The sequence below is a fragment of the Actinosynnema sp. NPDC059797 genome (assembly GCF_042732085.1).
Lineage (GTDB): Bacteria > Actinomycetota > Actinomycetes > Mycobacteriales > Pseudonocardiaceae > Actinosynnema.
The window spans coordinates 17,046-33,358 of the sequence record NZ_JBHWIE010000059.1 but is presented as its reverse complement, the minus strand read 5'-3'; the positions used below and the strand labels follow the sequence as shown (position 1 = coordinate 33,358).

General features: G+C 76.0%; 12 protein-coding genes and 1 tRNA gene. 6 read left to right on the top strand and 7 right to left on the bottom strand.

Annotated elements, in window-relative coordinates; translation table 11 throughout:
• A partial coding sequence (locus ACFV4N_RS17210; protein ID WP_499673514.1) for a GH92 family glycosyl hydrolase occupies window positions 1-1,797 on the bottom strand: 1,797 nt, incomplete at its 3' end.
• A 182-nt stretch (window positions 1,798-1,979) separates the two neighbouring features.
• Here ACFV4N_RS17210 and ACFV4N_RS17205 point away from each other — a divergent pair.
• Window positions 1,980-2,909 carry a S1 family peptidase gene (locus ACFV4N_RS17205; RefSeq protein ID WP_499673513.1) on the top strand — a complete coding sequence of 310 codons (930 nt, stop codon included), beginning with the start codon at window positions 1,980-1,982 and terminating at the stop codon, window positions 2,907-2,909.
• A gap of 83 nt (window positions 2,910-2,992) precedes the next feature.
• Here ACFV4N_RS17205 and selD read toward each other — a convergent pair whose 3' ends face one another.
• Window positions 2,993-3,991: a selenide, water dikinase SelD gene (gene selD / locus ACFV4N_RS17200; RefSeq protein ID WP_499673512.1), complete on the bottom strand. Its 999-nt coding sequence runs from the start codon at window positions 3,989-3,991 to the stop codon at window positions 2,993-2,995.
• Window positions 3,992-4,063: 72 nt separating this feature from the next.
• Here selD and ACFV4N_RS17195 point away from each other — a divergent pair.
• From ACFV4N_RS17195 to ACFV4N_RS17185, 3 genes are all read left to right on the top strand, one after another.
• Window positions 4,064-4,158 (top strand) — tRNA-Sec (locus ACFV4N_RS17195).
• Window positions 4,159-4,380: 222 nt separating this feature from the next.
• The gene (gene selA, locus ACFV4N_RS17190; protein WP_499673515.1) at window positions 4,381-5,658 is read left to right on the top strand and encodes an L-seryl-tRNA(Sec) selenium transferase; all 1,278 of its coding nucleotides are present in this window, start codon (window positions 4,381-4,383) and stop codon (window positions 5,656-5,658) included.
• Complete coding sequence (locus ACFV4N_RS17185; RefSeq protein ID WP_499673511.1) at window positions 5,655-7,493, top strand: SelB domain-containing protein; 1,839 nt, start codon at window positions 5,655-5,657, stop codon at window positions 7,491-7,493. Before selA ends, ACFV4N_RS17185 begins: the two co-directional genes overlap by 4 nt.
• Before the next feature lie 42 nt (window positions 7,494-7,535).
• Here ACFV4N_RS17185 and nrfD read toward each other — a convergent pair whose 3' ends face one another.
• The 5 genes from nrfD to ACFV4N_RS17160 all read right to left on the bottom strand — a co-directional run bounded on the left by nrfD (window position 7,536) and on the right by ACFV4N_RS17160 (window position 14,408).
• Complete coding sequence (gene nrfD / locus ACFV4N_RS17180) at window positions 7,536-8,555, bottom strand: NrfD/PsrC family molybdoenzyme membrane anchor subunit (RefSeq protein WP_499673510.1); 1,020 nt, start codon at window positions 8,553-8,555, stop codon at window positions 7,536-7,538.
• The gene (locus ACFV4N_RS17175; protein WP_499673509.1) at window positions 8,555-9,445 is read right to left on the bottom strand and encodes a 4Fe-4S dicluster domain-containing protein; all 891 of its coding nucleotides are present in this window, start codon (window positions 9,443-9,445) and stop codon (window positions 8,555-8,557) included. The genes nrfD and ACFV4N_RS17175 overlap by 1 nt, the downstream gene beginning before the upstream one ends.
• Complete coding sequence (gene fdh / locus ACFV4N_RS17170) at window positions 9,442-12,717, bottom strand: formate dehydrogenase (RefSeq protein WP_499673508.1); 3,276 nt, start codon at window positions 12,715-12,717, stop codon at window positions 9,442-9,444. Before fdh ends, ACFV4N_RS17175 begins: the two co-directional genes overlap by 4 nt.
• A gap of 119 nt (window positions 12,718-12,836) precedes the next feature.
• Window positions 12,837-13,352 carry a hypothetical protein gene (locus tag ACFV4N_RS17165; protein ID WP_499673507.1) on the bottom strand — a complete coding sequence of 172 codons (516 nt, stop codon included), beginning with the start codon at window positions 13,350-13,352 and terminating at the stop codon, window positions 12,837-12,839.
• Window positions 13,353-13,484: 132 nt separating this feature from the next.
• On the bottom strand, window positions 13,485-14,408 hold the full coding sequence (locus ACFV4N_RS17160) for an MFS transporter (RefSeq protein WP_499673506.1): 924 nt from the start codon (window positions 14,406-14,408) through the stop codon (window positions 13,485-13,487).
• A 175-nt stretch (window positions 14,409-14,583) separates the two neighbouring features.
• On the opposite strand from ACFV4N_RS17160, the gene ACFV4N_RS17155 reads away from it, so the two are divergent.
• Window positions 14,584-15,555, top strand: coding sequence for a LacI family DNA-binding transcriptional regulator (locus ACFV4N_RS17155; protein WP_499673505.1), 972 nt, complete (start codon window positions 14,584-14,586; stop codon window positions 15,553-15,555).
• An 85-nt stretch (window positions 15,556-15,640) separates the two neighbouring features.
• Window positions 15,641-16,309: a hypothetical protein gene (locus ACFV4N_RS17150; protein WP_499673504.1), complete on the top strand. Its 669-nt coding sequence runs from the start codon at window positions 15,641-15,643 to the stop codon at window positions 16,307-16,309.
• Window positions 16,310-16,313: the final 4 nt, after the last annotated feature.

Here is a 16,313-nt window from a genome sequence, read left to right as displayed (position 1 = left end):
GTGCGGGACCATCCACGTGTACTGCGCGCTGGTGCCCTCGACGAAGCCGTGGCCGGTGTCGGGCTCGAAGCGACCCGCCCACGTGCCGTCCTCGTCCTTGTTGCGCACGTAGCCGCCGGTCTCGTCGGCGACCGGGTCGTAGTTGTGCTGCCACCACTGGGCGCGGGCGGCGAACTCGCGCCGCGTGCGGTGGTCGCCGACCCGCGCGGCGAGTTGGCTGATCGCGAAGTCCGCGCCGGACGCCTCCAGCGTCTCCGCCGCGCCGCCCCAGGCGTTGGACACCGAGGGCATGTGGCGCAGCCGCAGGTACTTGTCCAGCGACGGCCGCTGGCCCACCGACATCACCGCCCAGCCGTCCTTGCTCAGGTCCAGCGGCGTCGGCACCGTCGCCGCGCGCACCAGCGACGCCAGCGCCCGCCGCACGTCGAACCGGTCGCCGCCGAAGGCGAGGATCCCCGCCAGCGCCAACGGGGACGGGTCGCCGTTCATCACGTGGGTGCCGCCGTTGGCGTGCGTCCAGCGGTCCCACACGCCGCCGTTCTGCTCGGCCTGGTTGAGCAGGGACTGCGCGACGTCCGAACCGACCCCGGGCTCCAGCAGGGTCAGCAGCTGGAGCTGCGAGCGGTACACGTCCCAGCCGGAGAACGTGCCGTACTGGACGCGTTGCGGCCCCCGCACGCGGTGCGCCCTGCCGTCCATGCCCGCGTACTCGCCGTTGACGTCGCTGAAGACGTTGGGGTGCAGCAGCGAGTGGTAGAGCGCGGTGTAGAACTTCGTGCGGTCGGCGTCCGAGCCGCCGCCGACCTCGATGCGCCGCAACTGCCGCTGCCACGCGCGGTAGGCGTTGTCGCGCACGTCCTCGATGGGCAGGCCGTCGTTCTCCGCGCGCAGGTTGAGCAGGGCGTTGTCCGCGCTGACGTAGGAGATGCCGACGCGCGCGTCGACCGTGGAGCCCGGTGCGAAGCCGAGGTACGCGCCGGAACCCCGGCCCAGCACGGGCCAGCCGTTCTTCCCGTAGGTGGTGCCGCCGCTCGTGGTGGTCGAGCCGGGGGTGACCACGTCGTCGCGCCACGTGCCGACCTCGGTGAACGGCTGGTCGAACTCCAGGGCGAAGTGCAGCGTGTAGTAGCTGCGGCGGCCCTCCTGGTTGATGTACCCGCAGAAGTTGCCGCTGGTCACCGAGCCGGTGACGGTGCGCGTGGCCGGGTCGACGGTGGTCCGGGCGTCGCTGCTGCCGACCTGCGACTTGGAGGTGTGCACCAGCACGGTGGCCGGTTCCCCGGCGGGGAAGGTGAAGCGGGCCGCGCCGGTGCGGGTGGTCGCGGACAGCTCGGCCTTCGCGCCGGACTCCAGCGCCACGTCGTAGCGCCCGGGCCTCGCGACCTCGTCGGCGTGGCTGAAGCCGGAGGCGTAGACCTCGTCCTCCGCGTCGGTGGTCGGGCTGGTGGTGACCGTGCCGACGTGCGGGAAGATCGGCACGTCGCCCGAGCCGCCCGCGCAGCCCGTGCCGGACATGTGGGTGAGGCTGAAACCGCGCAGGCGGGTGGCGTCGTGCCGGTAGCCGCCGGGCGCCGCGGCGCGCAGGGTGTTGCCGCGGGTGCCCTCGGGGCTGAAGGAGAACATGCCGAACGGCAGGACCGCGCCGGGGAAGGTGTTCCCCTGGTCGCTCGTGCCGATGAGCGGGTCGACGTGGGCGGCGGGGTCGGGGACCACCTCGGCGGCGGGCTGCGCGGTGACGGGTACCGCGCCGAGCGCCAGCAGGGTGACCACGAGGGCCAGGACGCTTGTTCGCTGCATGGTCCTCGACCGTACTGAGCGTGGTCGGGCAACCCCACTCCGTGAGCGATTCCTGTCGTCAACCGAACAACCGGTGATCACCGCGCCCGACCGGACCCGGCCGGGAGGACGTGCACGGGCAGGTGATCACGGGTACCCGGTCGGGTGACCGTTCCGGCCACGCCGACCGAGGGAGCCGAACCTTGAGCGACGCCGACCCGTTGCGGTGGCCCGCAGCCGAGCTGGCGCGGGCCGTCGCGGGTGATGACGACACCCTGTTCGCCCTGGCCTTCCACAGCCTGCTCAACCAGGCAGCGGGCCTCGCCGACACCGACGACCCGGTGGGGCGGGCCAGGGCGTCCACCGCCCGCCCGGCCGACCGGGGCGCGCCGCTGCCCGTGCCCGACCTCTACACCGACCCCGCGTACCTGGCGAACCTGCGCGAGGTGCTCGCCGACGGCGACCGCATCGTGGGCGGGAAGCCGACCTCCGACTTCCCCGACTGCGTGGCCGTCGGCAGCGCGACCGGGTGGTGCTGCTCGGGCACGCTCGTCGCGCCCGGCGCCGTGGTGACCGCGGCCCACTGCGCGCGGGGCGGGTGCGGGCAGCGGGTCTTCGCGGGTGAGGACGTCCGGGCGCCGGGGCGCGTCGTCGCGGTGCGGGAGGCCGTGGTCCACCCCTCGTACGGCACGTCCGGTCCGCACGGCGACATCGCCGTGCTGCTGCTGGCCGAACCCCTCGACACCGCGCCGCGGGCGATCGCGCCGGTCGACGCGCTGGGTGGCGCGTCGTCCGTCCGGCTCGTCGGGTACGGCAACACCGACTCCCAGGGCCGCACGGGGTACGGGCGCAGGCGCGTGGTCGACGTGCCGCTGGCCGGGGACCTGCCCGGGTACGGCGCGGACCCGGGCACCGAGTTCGTGGCGGGCGCGCCCGGCCTCGACCGCGACAGCTGCAACGGCGACAGCGGCGGGCCGGCGTACGTGCGGGTCGGCGAGGAGTGGCTGCTGGCCGGGGCGACTTCGCGGGCCACGGACGACGCGGTCCGCCCGTGCGGTGACGGCGGGATCTACACGCTGGTCGGCGCTTACGCCGAGTGGATCGGGTCGGTGGTGGGCGGCCGGCCGGCGTGAGGGGCGGCGGTGCCGGGGGTCCGGGCGGGCTCGGGGGCTCGGGGGGCTCGGCGGGCTCGGCGGGCTCGGCGGGCTCAGCGGGCTCAGCGGAGGACGATCGTGTGCTCGCCCCTCGGCACCAGCTCGCCGATCACCGGCGCGCCGGGCACCTCGCCCGCGACCAGCAGCCCGCCCGAGGTCTGCGCGTCGGCCAGCAGCAGCGCCTCGTCCTCGTCGACCGCGCCCAGGTCGGCGTGCGGGCGCACCCAGTCCAGGTTGCGCCGCGTGCCGCCGCTGACGTAGCCGTCGCGCAACGCCTCCCGCGCGCCCTCCAGGTAGGGCACGGCGGCGGCGTCGACGACCGCGGTCACGCCGCTGGCGCGCGCCAGCTTGTGCAGGTGGCCGAGCAGCCCGAACCCGGTGACGTCGGTGGCGCACACCGCGCCCGCGCCCAGCGCGGCCCGCGAGGCGTCCCGGTTGAGGCGCGCCATCGTCGCCACCGCCTCCGGGAACACCTCGCCGGTCGCCTTGTGCCTGCTGTTGAGCACCCCGGTGCCCAGCGGCTTGGTCAGCGACAGCGGCACCCCCGGGCGGCCGGTGTCGTTGCGCAGCAACCGGTCCGGGTCGCCCACGCCGGTCACCGCGAGCCCGTACTTGGGCTCCGCGTCGTCCACGCTGTGCCCGCCCGCCAGGTGGGCGCCGGCCTCCGCGCACACCGCCAGCCCGCCGCGCAGCACCTCGGCCGCCAGCTCGAACGGGAGCACCTCGCGCGGCCACGCCAGCAGGTTGACCGCCAGCACCGGCCGGCCGCCCATGGCGTAGACGTCGGACAGCGCGTTCGCGGCGGCGATGCGGCCCCAGTCGAACGGGTCGTCCACCACGGGGGTGAAGAAGTCGGTGGTGGCGATGAGCGCCAGGCCGCCGTCCCGGAGGGTGACCACGGCCGCGTCGTCGCCGTGGTCGAGGCCGACGACCAGGTCGCCGAGCGGGTCGCGGGGCACGGCGCCGGTCAGGCCGCGCACCACCTCCTCCAGCTCGCCGGGAGGGATCTTGCACGCGCACCCGCCGCCGCGGGCGTACTGGGTCAGCCTGGGTCGAGTCACGTGGATCAGCTTGATCGACCGGCCCGCCTCGCGCACCGCGGGGGCCGCCGGCAGGATTGGGCGATGGCACGAGGAGGCGTACCCGGCCTGGTGGCCGGCGCGGTCTTCAACACCGTTGAGCGGCAGGACCTGTCGCTGGCGGGTTCGATTCCCGTCCGCCTCCGCCATGGCGGTGCCCGGTGACCGACCGGCCGATGACCGACCGCCCGGTGACGGGTGGTCTGGCGGCCGATCGCCCGGCACCCGACCGCCCGGTGGCGGGTGGTCCGGCGGCGGGTGGTGAGGTGGCTGATCGCCCGGCGGCCGGTCGTCGGGCAGTCGACCGCCGGCCGCCGGTTCCCCCGCCCGTCCCACCACCTGCCCCACCGGCCGCCGACCCCAGGCGCGCGATCCCGCGCACCGACCACGTCCTGGCCGACCCGCGCCTGGCCCCCGCCGTGGCGGCGCTGGGCCGGGACCTGGTCAAGACCGCCGTGGTGGAGGCGCAGCAGCGGGCGCGCGACGGGCTGATCACACCCGCCGAGGTGGTCGACGCCGTGCTCACCGCGCTGCCCCCCGGCGCGTCGTCGCTGCGGCCGGTGCTCAACGCGACCGGCGTCGTCGTGCACACGAACCTCGGGCGGGCGCCGTTGTCGGACGCCGCGGTCGCCGCGATCACCGACGCGGCCGGCTGCACCGACGTGGAGTTCGACCTGGCCTCCGGCGAGCGGGCCCGGCGCGGGCGCGGCGCCCTGGCCGCGCTGGCGGCGGCCGTGCCGGACGCGGGCGACGTGCACGTGGTCAACAACAACGCCGCCGCCCTGCTGCTGTGCGCGGTGGTCCTCGCGCCCGGCCGGGAGATCGTGGTCAGCCGGGGCGAGCTGGTGGAGATCGGCGACGGGTTCCGCATCCCCGACCTGCTGGCGTCGACCGGTTCCCGGCTGCGGGAGGTCGGCACCACCAACCGCACCCACCTGCGCGACTACGCCGACGCGATCGGCCCCGACACCGGCTTCGTCCTGCGGGTGCACCCCTCGAACTTCCGCGTCACCGGCTTCACCAGCGCGCCGGGGGTCGGCGAGCTGGCCGGCCTCGGCGTGCCGCTGGTCGTGGACATCGGCTCGGGGCTGCTCGCGCCGCACCCGCTGCTGCCCGACGAACCGGACGCGGCGAGCGCGCTGCGCGCCGGTGCGACCGTGGTGACCGCCAGCGGCGACAAGCTGCTGGGCGGTCCGCAGGCCGGGCTGCTGCTGGGCGACGCCGACGTGGTGCACCGGCTGCGCCGTCACCCGGCCGCCCGCGCGCTGCGCGTGGACAAGCTGACCCTGGCGGCCCTGGAGGCCACCCTCCGCGGCCCGCGGCCCCCGGTCGCGCGCGCCCTGGCCGCCGACGTCGTCGACCTGCTCGCGCGGGCCCGGGACCTGGCGCGGGCACTGGCCGACCGGGGCGTGGACGCGGAGGCGGTGCCCAGCTCGGCGGCCGTCGGCGGTGGGGGCGCGCCGGGCGTGGAGCTGCCGAGCGCGGCGGTGAGCCTGCCCGAGCGGTACGCGCCCGCCCTGCGCGGCGGGCGACCGCCCGTGGTGGGCCGGGTCGAGCGCGGCCGGTGCCTGCTCGACCTGCGGACCGTGGACCCGGCCGACGACGACCGGTTGCGCGAGGCCGTGCTGCGGTGCGGGGTGCCGGGGTGAGGGTGGTCGCGACCGCGGGCCACGTGGACCACGGCAAGTCCACGCTGATCCGCGCGCTGACCGGGATGGAGCCAGACCGCTGGGCCGAGGAGCGCAGGCGCGGGCTGACCATCGACCTCGGTTTCGCGTGGACGCGGCTGCCCTCCGGGCCGGTGGCGTTCGTGGACGTGCCGGGCCACGAGCGGTTCACCGCCAACATGCTGGCGGGCGTGGGACCGGTGCCCGCCGCGCTGTTCGTGGTGGCAGCGGACGAGGGGTGGCGGGCGCAGTCGACCGAGCACCTGGCCGCGCTGCACGCGCTCGGCGTCCGCCACGGCCTGCTCGTGGTGACCCGCTCGGACCTGGCCGACCCGGGGCCCGCGCTGGCCGAGGCGGGGGAGCGGTTGGCGGCGACCTCGCTGGCCGGCGTGCGGTCGCTGGCGGTCAGCGGTCGCACCGGGGAAGGGCTGGCGGAGCTGCGGGCCGCGTTGGACGAGGTGGCGCGGGCGCTGCCCGAACCGGACCCGGGCGCCGACGTGCGGTTGTGGGTGGACCGCTCGTTCACCGTGCGCGGCGCCGGCACGGTGGTCACCGGGACGCTCGGCGCGGGCACGATCCGGGTCGGCGACGAGCTGGAGCTGGGCGGTGCGCGCGTGCCGGTGCGGGGGGTGCAGGCGCTGGGTGAGCCGGTCGACCTGGTGCGGGGCGTCGCGCGGGTCGCGGTGAACCTGCGGGGGGTGGAGCGGGACCGGGTGGGGCGTGGTGACGCGCTGCTCACCCCGGGCCGGTGGGTGGAGACCCGCGAGGTGGACGTGCGGCTGACCGATGCCCGGGTGGCGGGCGCGGAGGTGCCGGACGCGGTGGTGGCGGTCGCGGGGGTGGCGGACGCGATGGCGGGCATGGCTGTGGGCATGGGGGCGGCGGTCGCGGGTTCAGCGGTCGCAGGTTCGGCGGGCGCGGGCTCGGGAAGGGTGCCTGCCCGCCTCGTGCTGCACCTCGGCTCGGCGGCCGTGCCCGTGCACGTCCGGCCCCTGGGCCCGGACACCGCCCGCCTGGTCCTCTCCCGCCCCCTCCCGCTGCGCGCGGGTGACCGTGGCCTGCTGCGCGACCCGGGCCGTCACCGGATCGCCGCCGGCGTGGTCGCCCTCGACGTCCGCCCGCCCGCGCTGACCAGGCGCGGCGCGGCCCGGCAGCGGGGCCTGGACCTGGCCGGCGACGTGGCGGCGGCCCACCTGCGGGCACGGGGCGTGGTCGCCGCGCGCGAACTGCGGGTGCTGGGTTTCGGCGACGTGGGCGAGCAGGTGGGGGAGTGGCGGGTCGATCCCGCCCACCGGGCCGAACTGGCGCGGCGGGTCCCCGAGGCGATCGCCGAGTGGCGGGACGGGCACCCGCTGGACCCGGGCGTCCCGGTGGACGTGCTGGCCCGGCGCCTGGGCGCGCCCCCGGAGGTCGTCGAGCGGTTGGCGCCGCGCGTCGTGGCCGGTCGCGTGCCCACCGCGCCGGACCTGCCGCCCGCCGTGGAGCGGGCCGTCGCGGCGGTGGAGGCGGACCTGGCGCGCGAGCCGTTCCAGGCGCCCGACGCGGCGCGGCTCGCGGAACTCGGCCTCGGCGGCCGGGAGATCGCGGCGGCGGTGCGGGTCGGCAGGCTGCTGCGCGTGGCCGACGGGGTCGTGCTCGCCCCCGACGCACCGCGCCGCGCGGCCGACGTGCTGGCCGGGCTGCCCGCGCCGTTCACCGCCGCCCGGGCCAAGCAGGCCCTGGGCACCACCCGGCGGGTGGCGGTGCCGCTGTTGGAGCTGCTGGACTCGCTGGGCCTGACCCGACGCCTGCCCGACCACACCCGGGTGGTGCCGTGACGCCCCGGGACCGCCCGTCCCGCCCCACCTGACCGGCTCGGGCTACTCGGCCTGCCCCGTCGCCTCCCGGACCAGGTCCGCGTCCCGTCGCGCCGCCCGTTCCCGCTGCGGCACCACCACGTACCGGGGGTCCTGCGTGGACGCCACCCCGGCCTCGAACACCGCGAACCGCTGCAACGCGCTGCCCGCGAGCAGCGCCGCCCCCGACAGCACGGCCACCACCCGGCTGCGCCGCCCTCCCAGCGCCGCGCCCAGCACACCACCGGCGGTCAGCAGCTCCGCCCACCGCCGCAGCCGCCCCGCCCGGCCGGACCCGTACGCCTCGCGCACCAACCCCAGCCGGAAGTCCATGACCCGTGACGCCACCAGTTCCGCGGTCCCGCCCAGCACCGCGAACGCCCGTGCCGGACCGGCCTGCGACACCGGCGCGCACACCATGCCCAGCCCGCCGGACGCGGCCGCCGCCGACCCGGTGAACACGAACGGCAGGTGCGGGTGCGCCTCGTGCCACGCGGGCACGGCCGTCTGCGACAGCAGCACGGCGGTGTAGGACGCCACGGCGGGCGCGAGGGCCGCCGACGAGGCGCCCGCCGGTCGCGCCGCCCACCGCAGCAGCCTGCCGAGCCGCCACCGCTCGGGCAGCACCTCGGCGACCGCCGCCACGCCCACGCCGGGCCCGTAGGCGACCAGGAACCACGTGCCCACGCTCATCGGCGAGGTCGGCTTGGCGACCCGCAGCATGTGCAGGAACCGCTCCGGCCGCCCCAGGTCCATCACCAGGAACACCAGCCCGGCGCCCAGCGAGACCAGCGCGCCCAGCCGCCCGGTCCGCCGCAGCGCGGGCCGTCCCGTGAGGTCCGCGCCCACCGCGAGCAGCGTCGAACCCGCCGACAGGCCGCCCGCGAACAGGTAGGCGGGCACCGGCCACTCCCACGCGGGGCGCTGGAGCACCGGCCGGCCGTAGTAGGAGCGGAACTCCGCGTCCGGCACGACCGACCCGTCACCCCGCCCGCCGGTCCGCCCGCCACCGCGTCCGCCGGCCTGCCCGCCACCGCGTGCCATCAGCGGCCCCCCGCGAACGCGACCACCGCCGCGGCGGCGAACGCCACCGCCGCCAACCCCGCCCGCTTCCACATCGCCGGCAGGTCGCGCGTCGGCACCACCGGGTCCGGCGGCAGCCCGTACACCTCCGGCTCGTCCAGCAGCAGGAAGAACGCCCCGTTGCCGCCCACCCCGTCCTCCGGGTCCGCCCCGTACAGCCGCGCACCCGCCTCGCCGCGCTCCCGCAGCCGCTCGACCCGCTCGGCCGCCCGCGCCCGCAACTCGTCCAGCTCGCCGAACTGGATGGAGTCGGTCGGGCACGCCTTGGCGCACGCCGGCTCCTCGCCCACGCGCAGCCGGTCGTAGCACAGCGTGCACTTCTGCGCCCGCCCGTCACCCTCGCGGCGCTGGATCACCCCGTAGGGGCAGCCCGACACGCAGTAGCCGCACCCGTTGCAGATGTCCTGCTGCACCACGACCGTGCCGAACTCGGTGCGGAACAGCGCCCCGGTCGGGCACACGTCCAGGCAACCCGCGTGCGTGCAGTGCTTGCACACGTCCGACGCCATCAGCCACCGGAAGTCGGTGCGCGCCTCCGGTCCCGTCCGCGCGCCCGGCCGGTCGAACGACGGCATCCCCAGGTCCTCCGGCGCGGGCCGCCGCTGCTCCACGAACGCCACGTGCCGCCACGCGTCCGCGCCGAGGTGCCCGGTGTTGTCGAAGGACATCCCGAGCAGGTCGAAGCCCGCGTCCGGCACCTGGTTCCACTCCTTGCACGCCACCTCGCACGCCTTGCAGCCGATGCACACCGAGGTGTCGGTGAAGAACCCCATGCGCGGCGGGTGGTCGGCGTCGTAGCCGGCCTCGCCCGCCACGTCGGGCAGCGGCCCGGACAGCCGGTTCTCGGTCACGGGTCCTCCTCGGTGTGCGCCGGACCGGTGGTGTGGACGTGCGTGCCGGTCTCGGCGGTGATCCCGGCCCGCCGCCGGTAGTCCTCCAGGTACCGCAGCAGCGAGGTGCCGCGCGGCCGGCGCCCCCGCCGCACGTCGCAGGTCGCGACCTTGGACTCCTGGATGAACACGTTCGGGTCGACCACCACGCCGAACAGGTCGTTGGGCGAGTCGCCGGTCACCAGCCCGGTGGCGCCCCAGTGGTAGGGCAGCCACACCTGGTGCACCAGGCGGTCGTGCACCGGCAGGGACCGCATCCGGTCGGTGACCACCACGCGCGCCTCCACGGCGGCCCGGCTGGTGATCACGTGCGCCCAGCCCAGGTGGTCCAGCCCGCGCTCCCGCGCCAGCTCCGGCGACACCTCCACGAACAGCTCCGGCTGGAGCTCGGCCAGGTGCGGCAGGGTCCGGCTCATGCCGCCCGCCGTGTGGTGCTCGGTCAGCCGGGCCGTGGTCAGCACGTACGGGAACACCTCGCCGCGCGGTTCCGGCGGCGCCGGGTTCGACGGGTTGTCCGGCCGCCCGTAGACCTTGCGCGTCGGGTTGCCCTGCTGGGGGTAGAGCGAGTTGCGCACCGGCGACTCGTGCGGCTCGTAGTGGGTGGGCAGCGGGCCGTCCGCCAGGCCGCTGGGCGCGAACAGCCAGCCCTTGCCGTCGGCCTGCATGATGAACGGGTCGTCGCCGCGCAGCGCGTCCGGGCCGACCGCGCCCGGCGGCGGCACGTGGTCCGGCGGCTTGGTGCGCTCGAAGTCCGGCACGTCGTGACCGGTCCACTCGCCGCGCTCCGCGTCCCACCACACCAGCGCCTTGCGCTCGCTCCACGGCCGCCCCTCCGGGTCGGCGGAGGCGCGGTTGTAGAGCACGCGGCGGTTCATCGGCCACGCCCAGCCCCACTCGGTGGCGTACAGGTCCTGCTCCTGCCCTGGTTTGCGGCGGGCGGCCTGGTTGACGCCGTCGGCGTAGACGCCGCTGTAGATCCAGCAGCCCGCGGCGGTGGTGCCGTCGGCCTTCAGCTCGGTGTAGCCGCCGACGGGCCGGCCGGTGGTCAGGTCGACGCCGTTGATCCGGCGCAGCACGTCGTCGGCCTGCGGCTCGTCCCCGACGACCGCGTAGTCCCACCACAGGTCCAGCAGCGGCCGGTCGCGCTCGTCGGTGGAGCCCGCCAGCCGCTCCCTGAGCAGCCGGCCCAGGTGGTAGAAGAACCACAGCTCGGAGCGCTGGTCGCCCCGGGGCTCCACGGCCTTCTCGCGCCACTGGAGCATCCGCTGGGTCTGGGTGAACGTGCCCTCCTTCTCCACGTGCGAGGCGGCGGGGAAGAAGAACACCTCGGTGCGGCACCGCTCCGGCACGATCTCGCCGGTCTCGACCTCGGGCGAGTCCTTCCAGAAGCTCGCCGACTCGATCATGGTCAGGTCGCGGACCACGAGCCAGTCGAGGTTGGCCATGCCCAGGCGCTGGAGCCTGCCGTGCGCGGAGCCCACCGCCGGGTTCTGGCCGAGCAGGAAGTAGCCGAAGACCTTGCCGTCGACCATGTCCATGACCGTGCGGTAGGTGCCGTGGTCGCCCGTGATGCGCGGCAGGTAGTCGAAGCGGTAGTCGTTCTCCGCCGTGGCCCCGTCGCCCCAGTACTCCTTGAGCAGCGAGACGGCGTAGGCGTCGGCGTTGCGCCAGAAGCCCTTCTGGTGGTCGGCGCGGATCGAGTCCACGTAGGACGCCAGGTCGGTGTGCTCGGGCGTCGGCATCGGCAGGTAGCCGGGCAGCAGGTTGAACAGCGTCGGGATGTCGGTGGAGCCCTGGATGCTGGCGTGGCCGCGCAGCGCGAACACCCCGCCGCCGGGCCGGCCGATGTTGCCCAGCAGGAGCTGGATGATCGAGCCCGCGCGGATGCACTGGGCGCCCGTGCTGTGCTGGGTCCAGCCGACGCTGTAGACCAGCGCGCCCGTGCGCTCGCGGCCGGAGTTGGCCGTCCACAGGTCGCAGACCGCCCGGAACACCTCCTCGGACACGCCGCAGACGCGCGCCACGACCTCCGGGGTGTAGCGGCTGAAGTGCCGCTTGAGGATCTGGTAGACGCACCTCGGGTGTCGGAGGGTGGGGTCGGCGGCGATCCGGTCGCTGCCGCCCTCGACCTTCGGCCCGCCGCTGCCGTGCTGGTAGGACGCCGAGGTCTCCTTGGCCGACGAGCCCTCGTGCTGCTCGGCGGACTCGTCCCGGTCGACGGTCTCGTACTGCCACGACGTCGGGTCGTAGGACGCGGTCGCCTCGTCGTAGCCGCTGAACAGCCCGTCCAGGTCCTCGGTGTCCCGGTAGTCCTCGCTGACCAGGAACGACGCGTTCGTGTAGGCCACCAGGTACTCGCGGAAGTCCAGCTCGTTGGCCAGGACGTGGTTGACCACCCCGCCCAGGAACGCGATGTCGCTGCCCGCGCGCAGCGGCACGTGCAGGTCGGCGTGCGCGCTCGTGCGGGTGAACCGCGGGTCGATGTGCAGGACCTTCGCGCCGCGCTCCTTGGCCTCCATCACCCACTGGAAGCCCACCGGGTGGGCCTCGGCCATGTTGGAGCCCATGATGACGATGACGTCGGAGTTGATCAGGTCCTGCTGGTAGTCCGTCGCGCCGCCGCGACCGAAGGAGGCTCCCAGACCGGGAACCGTGGCGGAGTGTCAAATGCGCGCCTGGTTCTCGATCTGGAGGGCGCCGAGCGCGGTGAACAGCTTCTTGATCAGGTAGTTCTCTTCGTTGTCCAGGGTGGCGCCGCCGAGGCTCGCGAACCCGAGCGTGTGGCGGACGCGCCTGCCGTCCTCGTCGACGTCCTGCCAGCCCTTGGCGCGGGCGTCCAGGACCCGGTCCACGACCATCCCCATGGCCCGGTCGAGGTCCAGTTCCTGCCACTCGGTGCCGTAGGGCGGGCGGTAGAGGACCTTCTGCGCGCGTTGCGGCCCGGTGACCAGTTGGGTGCTGGCCGAGCCCTTGGGGCACAGGCGACCGCGCGAGATCGGGCTGTCCGGGTCGCCCTCGACCTGGATCACCCGGTCGTCGGCCACGTAGACCCGCTGGCCGCAGCCGACCGCGCAGTAGGGGCAGACGGACTTGGCGACGCGGTCGGCGTCGGCGGTGCGGGCGCGCAGGCCGGCGGAGCGGTCGGAGCGGGCGGCCTCGCCCCGGCCCAGCGGGTCGGACCCGGTGAGCTGCCGGAACACCGGCCACGACGACAGCCACCGCCGCAGGTCCACGCCCACCTCCTCACGACCACGACCAGGGATCCATGCTGGCACCTCCGGGTGGCGCCCGCACGTCGGCGGGGACCGGGGCGGTCCCCGCCGACGTGGCGCGGGTCGTGACGTGGAGCGGATCAGCAGGTGATGCTGACCGGCGGCGTCTGCCCGACCAGGTGGAGCGGCGAGTTGGCGTACCCGGCCTTGGTGAACGTCGCGGCACCCGCGCTGAAGTACGTCGCGGTGAGGCCGGGGCACCCGAACACGGCGAACTGGGAGGCGGCGACGTCGTTGACCGCGGAGGCGAACCGCTCGGCGATGTTGACGCCGCCGCCGGTGTAGAGGCCGACCCGCAGCCAGATCTGGTCGACGGGAGCGGTGCACGACGCCTCGGCGTCGGCGCGCACGGCCCCGCCGCTGTCGTAGGCGTAGGTGACGTAGCCACCGCAGTAGATGACGTCGGCCGTGCCCACGTCGCCGTCCGCGGTCCTGGTCAGGGTCGTGGAGAAGGACGTCGTGGAGAGGGGTGCGGCGGAGACGGGCGCCGGGCGTCCTGGTCCCGGTGACGGGGCCGCGCCGGCCGGGAGGGTGCTCCCGGCGGCGCACAGGACGACGAGGGCGGAGACGAGTGCGAGTGCGCGGAGTTGTCGCATGTCGGTCCTCCGGTGAGGTGGTGGGGCGCGGGAAGCCTGTCACCGGGGCAGGGGCGGGGTCTTCGTGACGGAGCGCGAAGGAGCGCCGCGCCGGTCCGGCGGGTTTGCGCCTTCCCGTGAGGCCGTCCGGGGTCACCGCCCCGCCGGGCGCAGGACCGGGGTCAGGGCCAGCGCGGGCACCAGCAGCAGCGGCACGACCAGCAGCGCCCGCAGCACGCCCACGTGCTCGCCGAGCAGGCCCACGACCGGGGGACCGGCCAGGAACGCCGTGTAACCGATGAGCGCCACCACGCTCACCCGCGCCGCCGCCCGCGCCGGGTCGTCCGCGGCTGCGCTCACGCCCACCGGGAAGCCCAGCGACGTGCCCAGGCCCCACAGCGCGACCCCCGCCACCGCGACCGCCGGCCCGCCGAGCACGGCCGCCACCACGCCGGCGACCGCCAGCAGCATGCCGCCCAGCACCACCGGCACCCGGCCCCAGCGGTCCAGGACGCCCGCGCCCGCCACGCGGCCCAGCGTCATCGCGCCCACGAACACCCCGAACACCGCCGCCCCCGCCGCGACCACCGTGCCCAGGCTCCACAGGCCGTGGAAGCGCGGCATGACCGCCCGGTCCAGCAGCCGCTCGACCTCGGCCGCCTCCACGTTCATCGCCACGTTGCACGTGCCCGTGCCGCAGCCGAGGGCGAACAGGCCGAGCGCCGCGCCCGCGACGGACGGCAGCGCGCCCACGGCCGTGCCCGTGACCACCAGGCCGGCCGCGACCAGCCCGGTCGACAGGCGGACGGTGCGGCGGGTGCCGAGGCGGTGGGTGATCGCGCCGGCGGTGACCATCGCCAGCACGGAGCCCGCCGAGAGCGCCAGCAGCACCAGGCCGAGCGCGCCCGAGCCCAGCCCCAGGGCGTCGCGGGCGGCCGGGACGCGGGAGAACCACGTGGCCACGGCCAGGCCGTTGAGGCCGAACGTGGCACCCACGCCGACCACGAGGGGGCGCGGGGCAGCCGGGGTGCCGGCTCGGGTGGGCGGGGTGGTGCGGGTGCCCCGGGTGGCGGGCATGGGCGCTCCTCTCGGCGGTCGGGGGAACCCCATGCCTGGAAGCGCTTCCACCGCAAGCGGTGGGGCGGCCGGTGGGGTTGCCGGGGCCGAAGTGGCAGTGGTCCGCGTGGTGGGGCTCCTCGTGGCCGCTCCCTCACCCCTGGAAGCGCTCTCACCCGAGTGGCACACTGGCCCGGTGGTCCGCAGGGTGACGCTGGAGGACGTGGCGCGCGTCGCGGGCGTGTCCCCGGCGACGGCGTCCCGCGCGTTGAGCGGTCGCGGTTTCGCGTCGCCCTCCACGCGTGCGCGGGTCGCCTCCGCCGCCGGGGAACTCGGTTACGTGCCGAACGCCGCCGCCCGCGCCCTGGCCACCGACGGCGGCCCGCGCGTCGCGGTCGCGGTCGGCGGCCGGACGGCGCACGTGCTGGCCGACCCCTACGTCGGGCGCGTGGTCGCGGCTGCCGCGGCGGTGGCCGGGGCGCACGAGGCGGGCGTGTCGCTGCACTGGCTGCCCCTGCACGACCCCGGCGAGCTGGCGCGCCTGGGCGAGAACCGGGGCGTCGGCGGCATCGTGGTGGTCAACCCGACCGCGGAGCTGCTGGCCGCTGTCCCCCGGGCGGTGCGCGGGCGGGTCGCGGCCATCGGCGTCGGCGCGCGCGACGTGCCGTCGTTCGACGTCGACAACGGCGGCGGCACCGCCGGCGTGGTGGCCCACCTGCTGTCCTCCGGTCGGCGGCGGGTCGCGATGGTCACCGGGGCGACGTGGCTGCCGTGCGTCCGGCGCGCCGTCACCGCCTACGAGCGGGTGGTGGGCGAGGCGGGCTGCCCGGTCAGGCTGGTGCCGGGCGACTTCACCGCGTCCCGGGGCGAGGCGGCGGCGCTGGAGGTCCTGGCCCGCTGGCCGGACACCGACGCGGTCTACGCGTTGGGCGACCTGAGCGCGTTGGGCGCGTTGGCGGCCCTGCGGCGGACGGGGGTGGACGTGCCCGGTGACGTGGCGGTCGCGGGGTTCGACGACCTCGCCGCCGCGTCCCCGAACCGCCTGACCACCAGCACCAACCCGGTGGAGGAGATCGCCGCCGGGGCCGCGGCGGCGGTGCTGGACCGGTACCGCGGCGCCCCCGAGCGGCTGTACGCGTCGACGTTGGTGCTGCGCGACAGCGCCTGAGCGTTCCGCACCCGGGGGAGCGGGTGATCACCGATACTCGACCCGTCCGAGCACCCGTTCCTGCACCCGTCCGGAAGCGAGAACCATGCAGCGCAGCCTCTTATGGGCGGCAGGCGTCCTCGTCGGCGTCACCGCGGTCCTGCTCGTCGTGCCCATCTGGTTCCTGAACGCCGACCAGTACCAGGCGCTGGCCACCGGGGTGCAGGCGCTGGGGGTCACCGTCGCGCTGGTCTTCGGCGCGGGCACGCTCCTGTCCGACAGCCGGGACCGCAAGGTCGACCGGGCGCTGGGCCTGCACGCCGAGCTGACCACCGGCGACGTGCAGGCCGCGCGGGTCCGCCTGCTCCTCCACCTCCAGGGGAACCGCGAGGGCGGGAAGGTCGAGCAGGTGTCGCTGGCCCGGCTGCGCACCGACGAGCGGTTCGCCGCCTACCCCGACCCGGCGCACGGCAGGCCGCTGCGGGACGCCAACGTGGTGCTGCGGCACTTCGACCGCGTCAACGCGGCGCGGGTCGCCGGCATCGTCGAGCCCGACCTCCTGCACGAGCTGATCGGCGTGCACGCCCTGTGGTGGGACCGGGCGATCGCGCGCGACGACGGCGAGATGCTGCGGCGCGGCCTGGCGGAGCTGGCCGACTGGACCGACCGGCACAGCCGCACGAGGGCGCGGGGCGCGCACTACCTGGACCACTGGGCGGGGTACCTCGGCCGCGACTTCGCCGCCCCGGCCGAGGACCCCGCCGCGCTCCCGTGAGGAG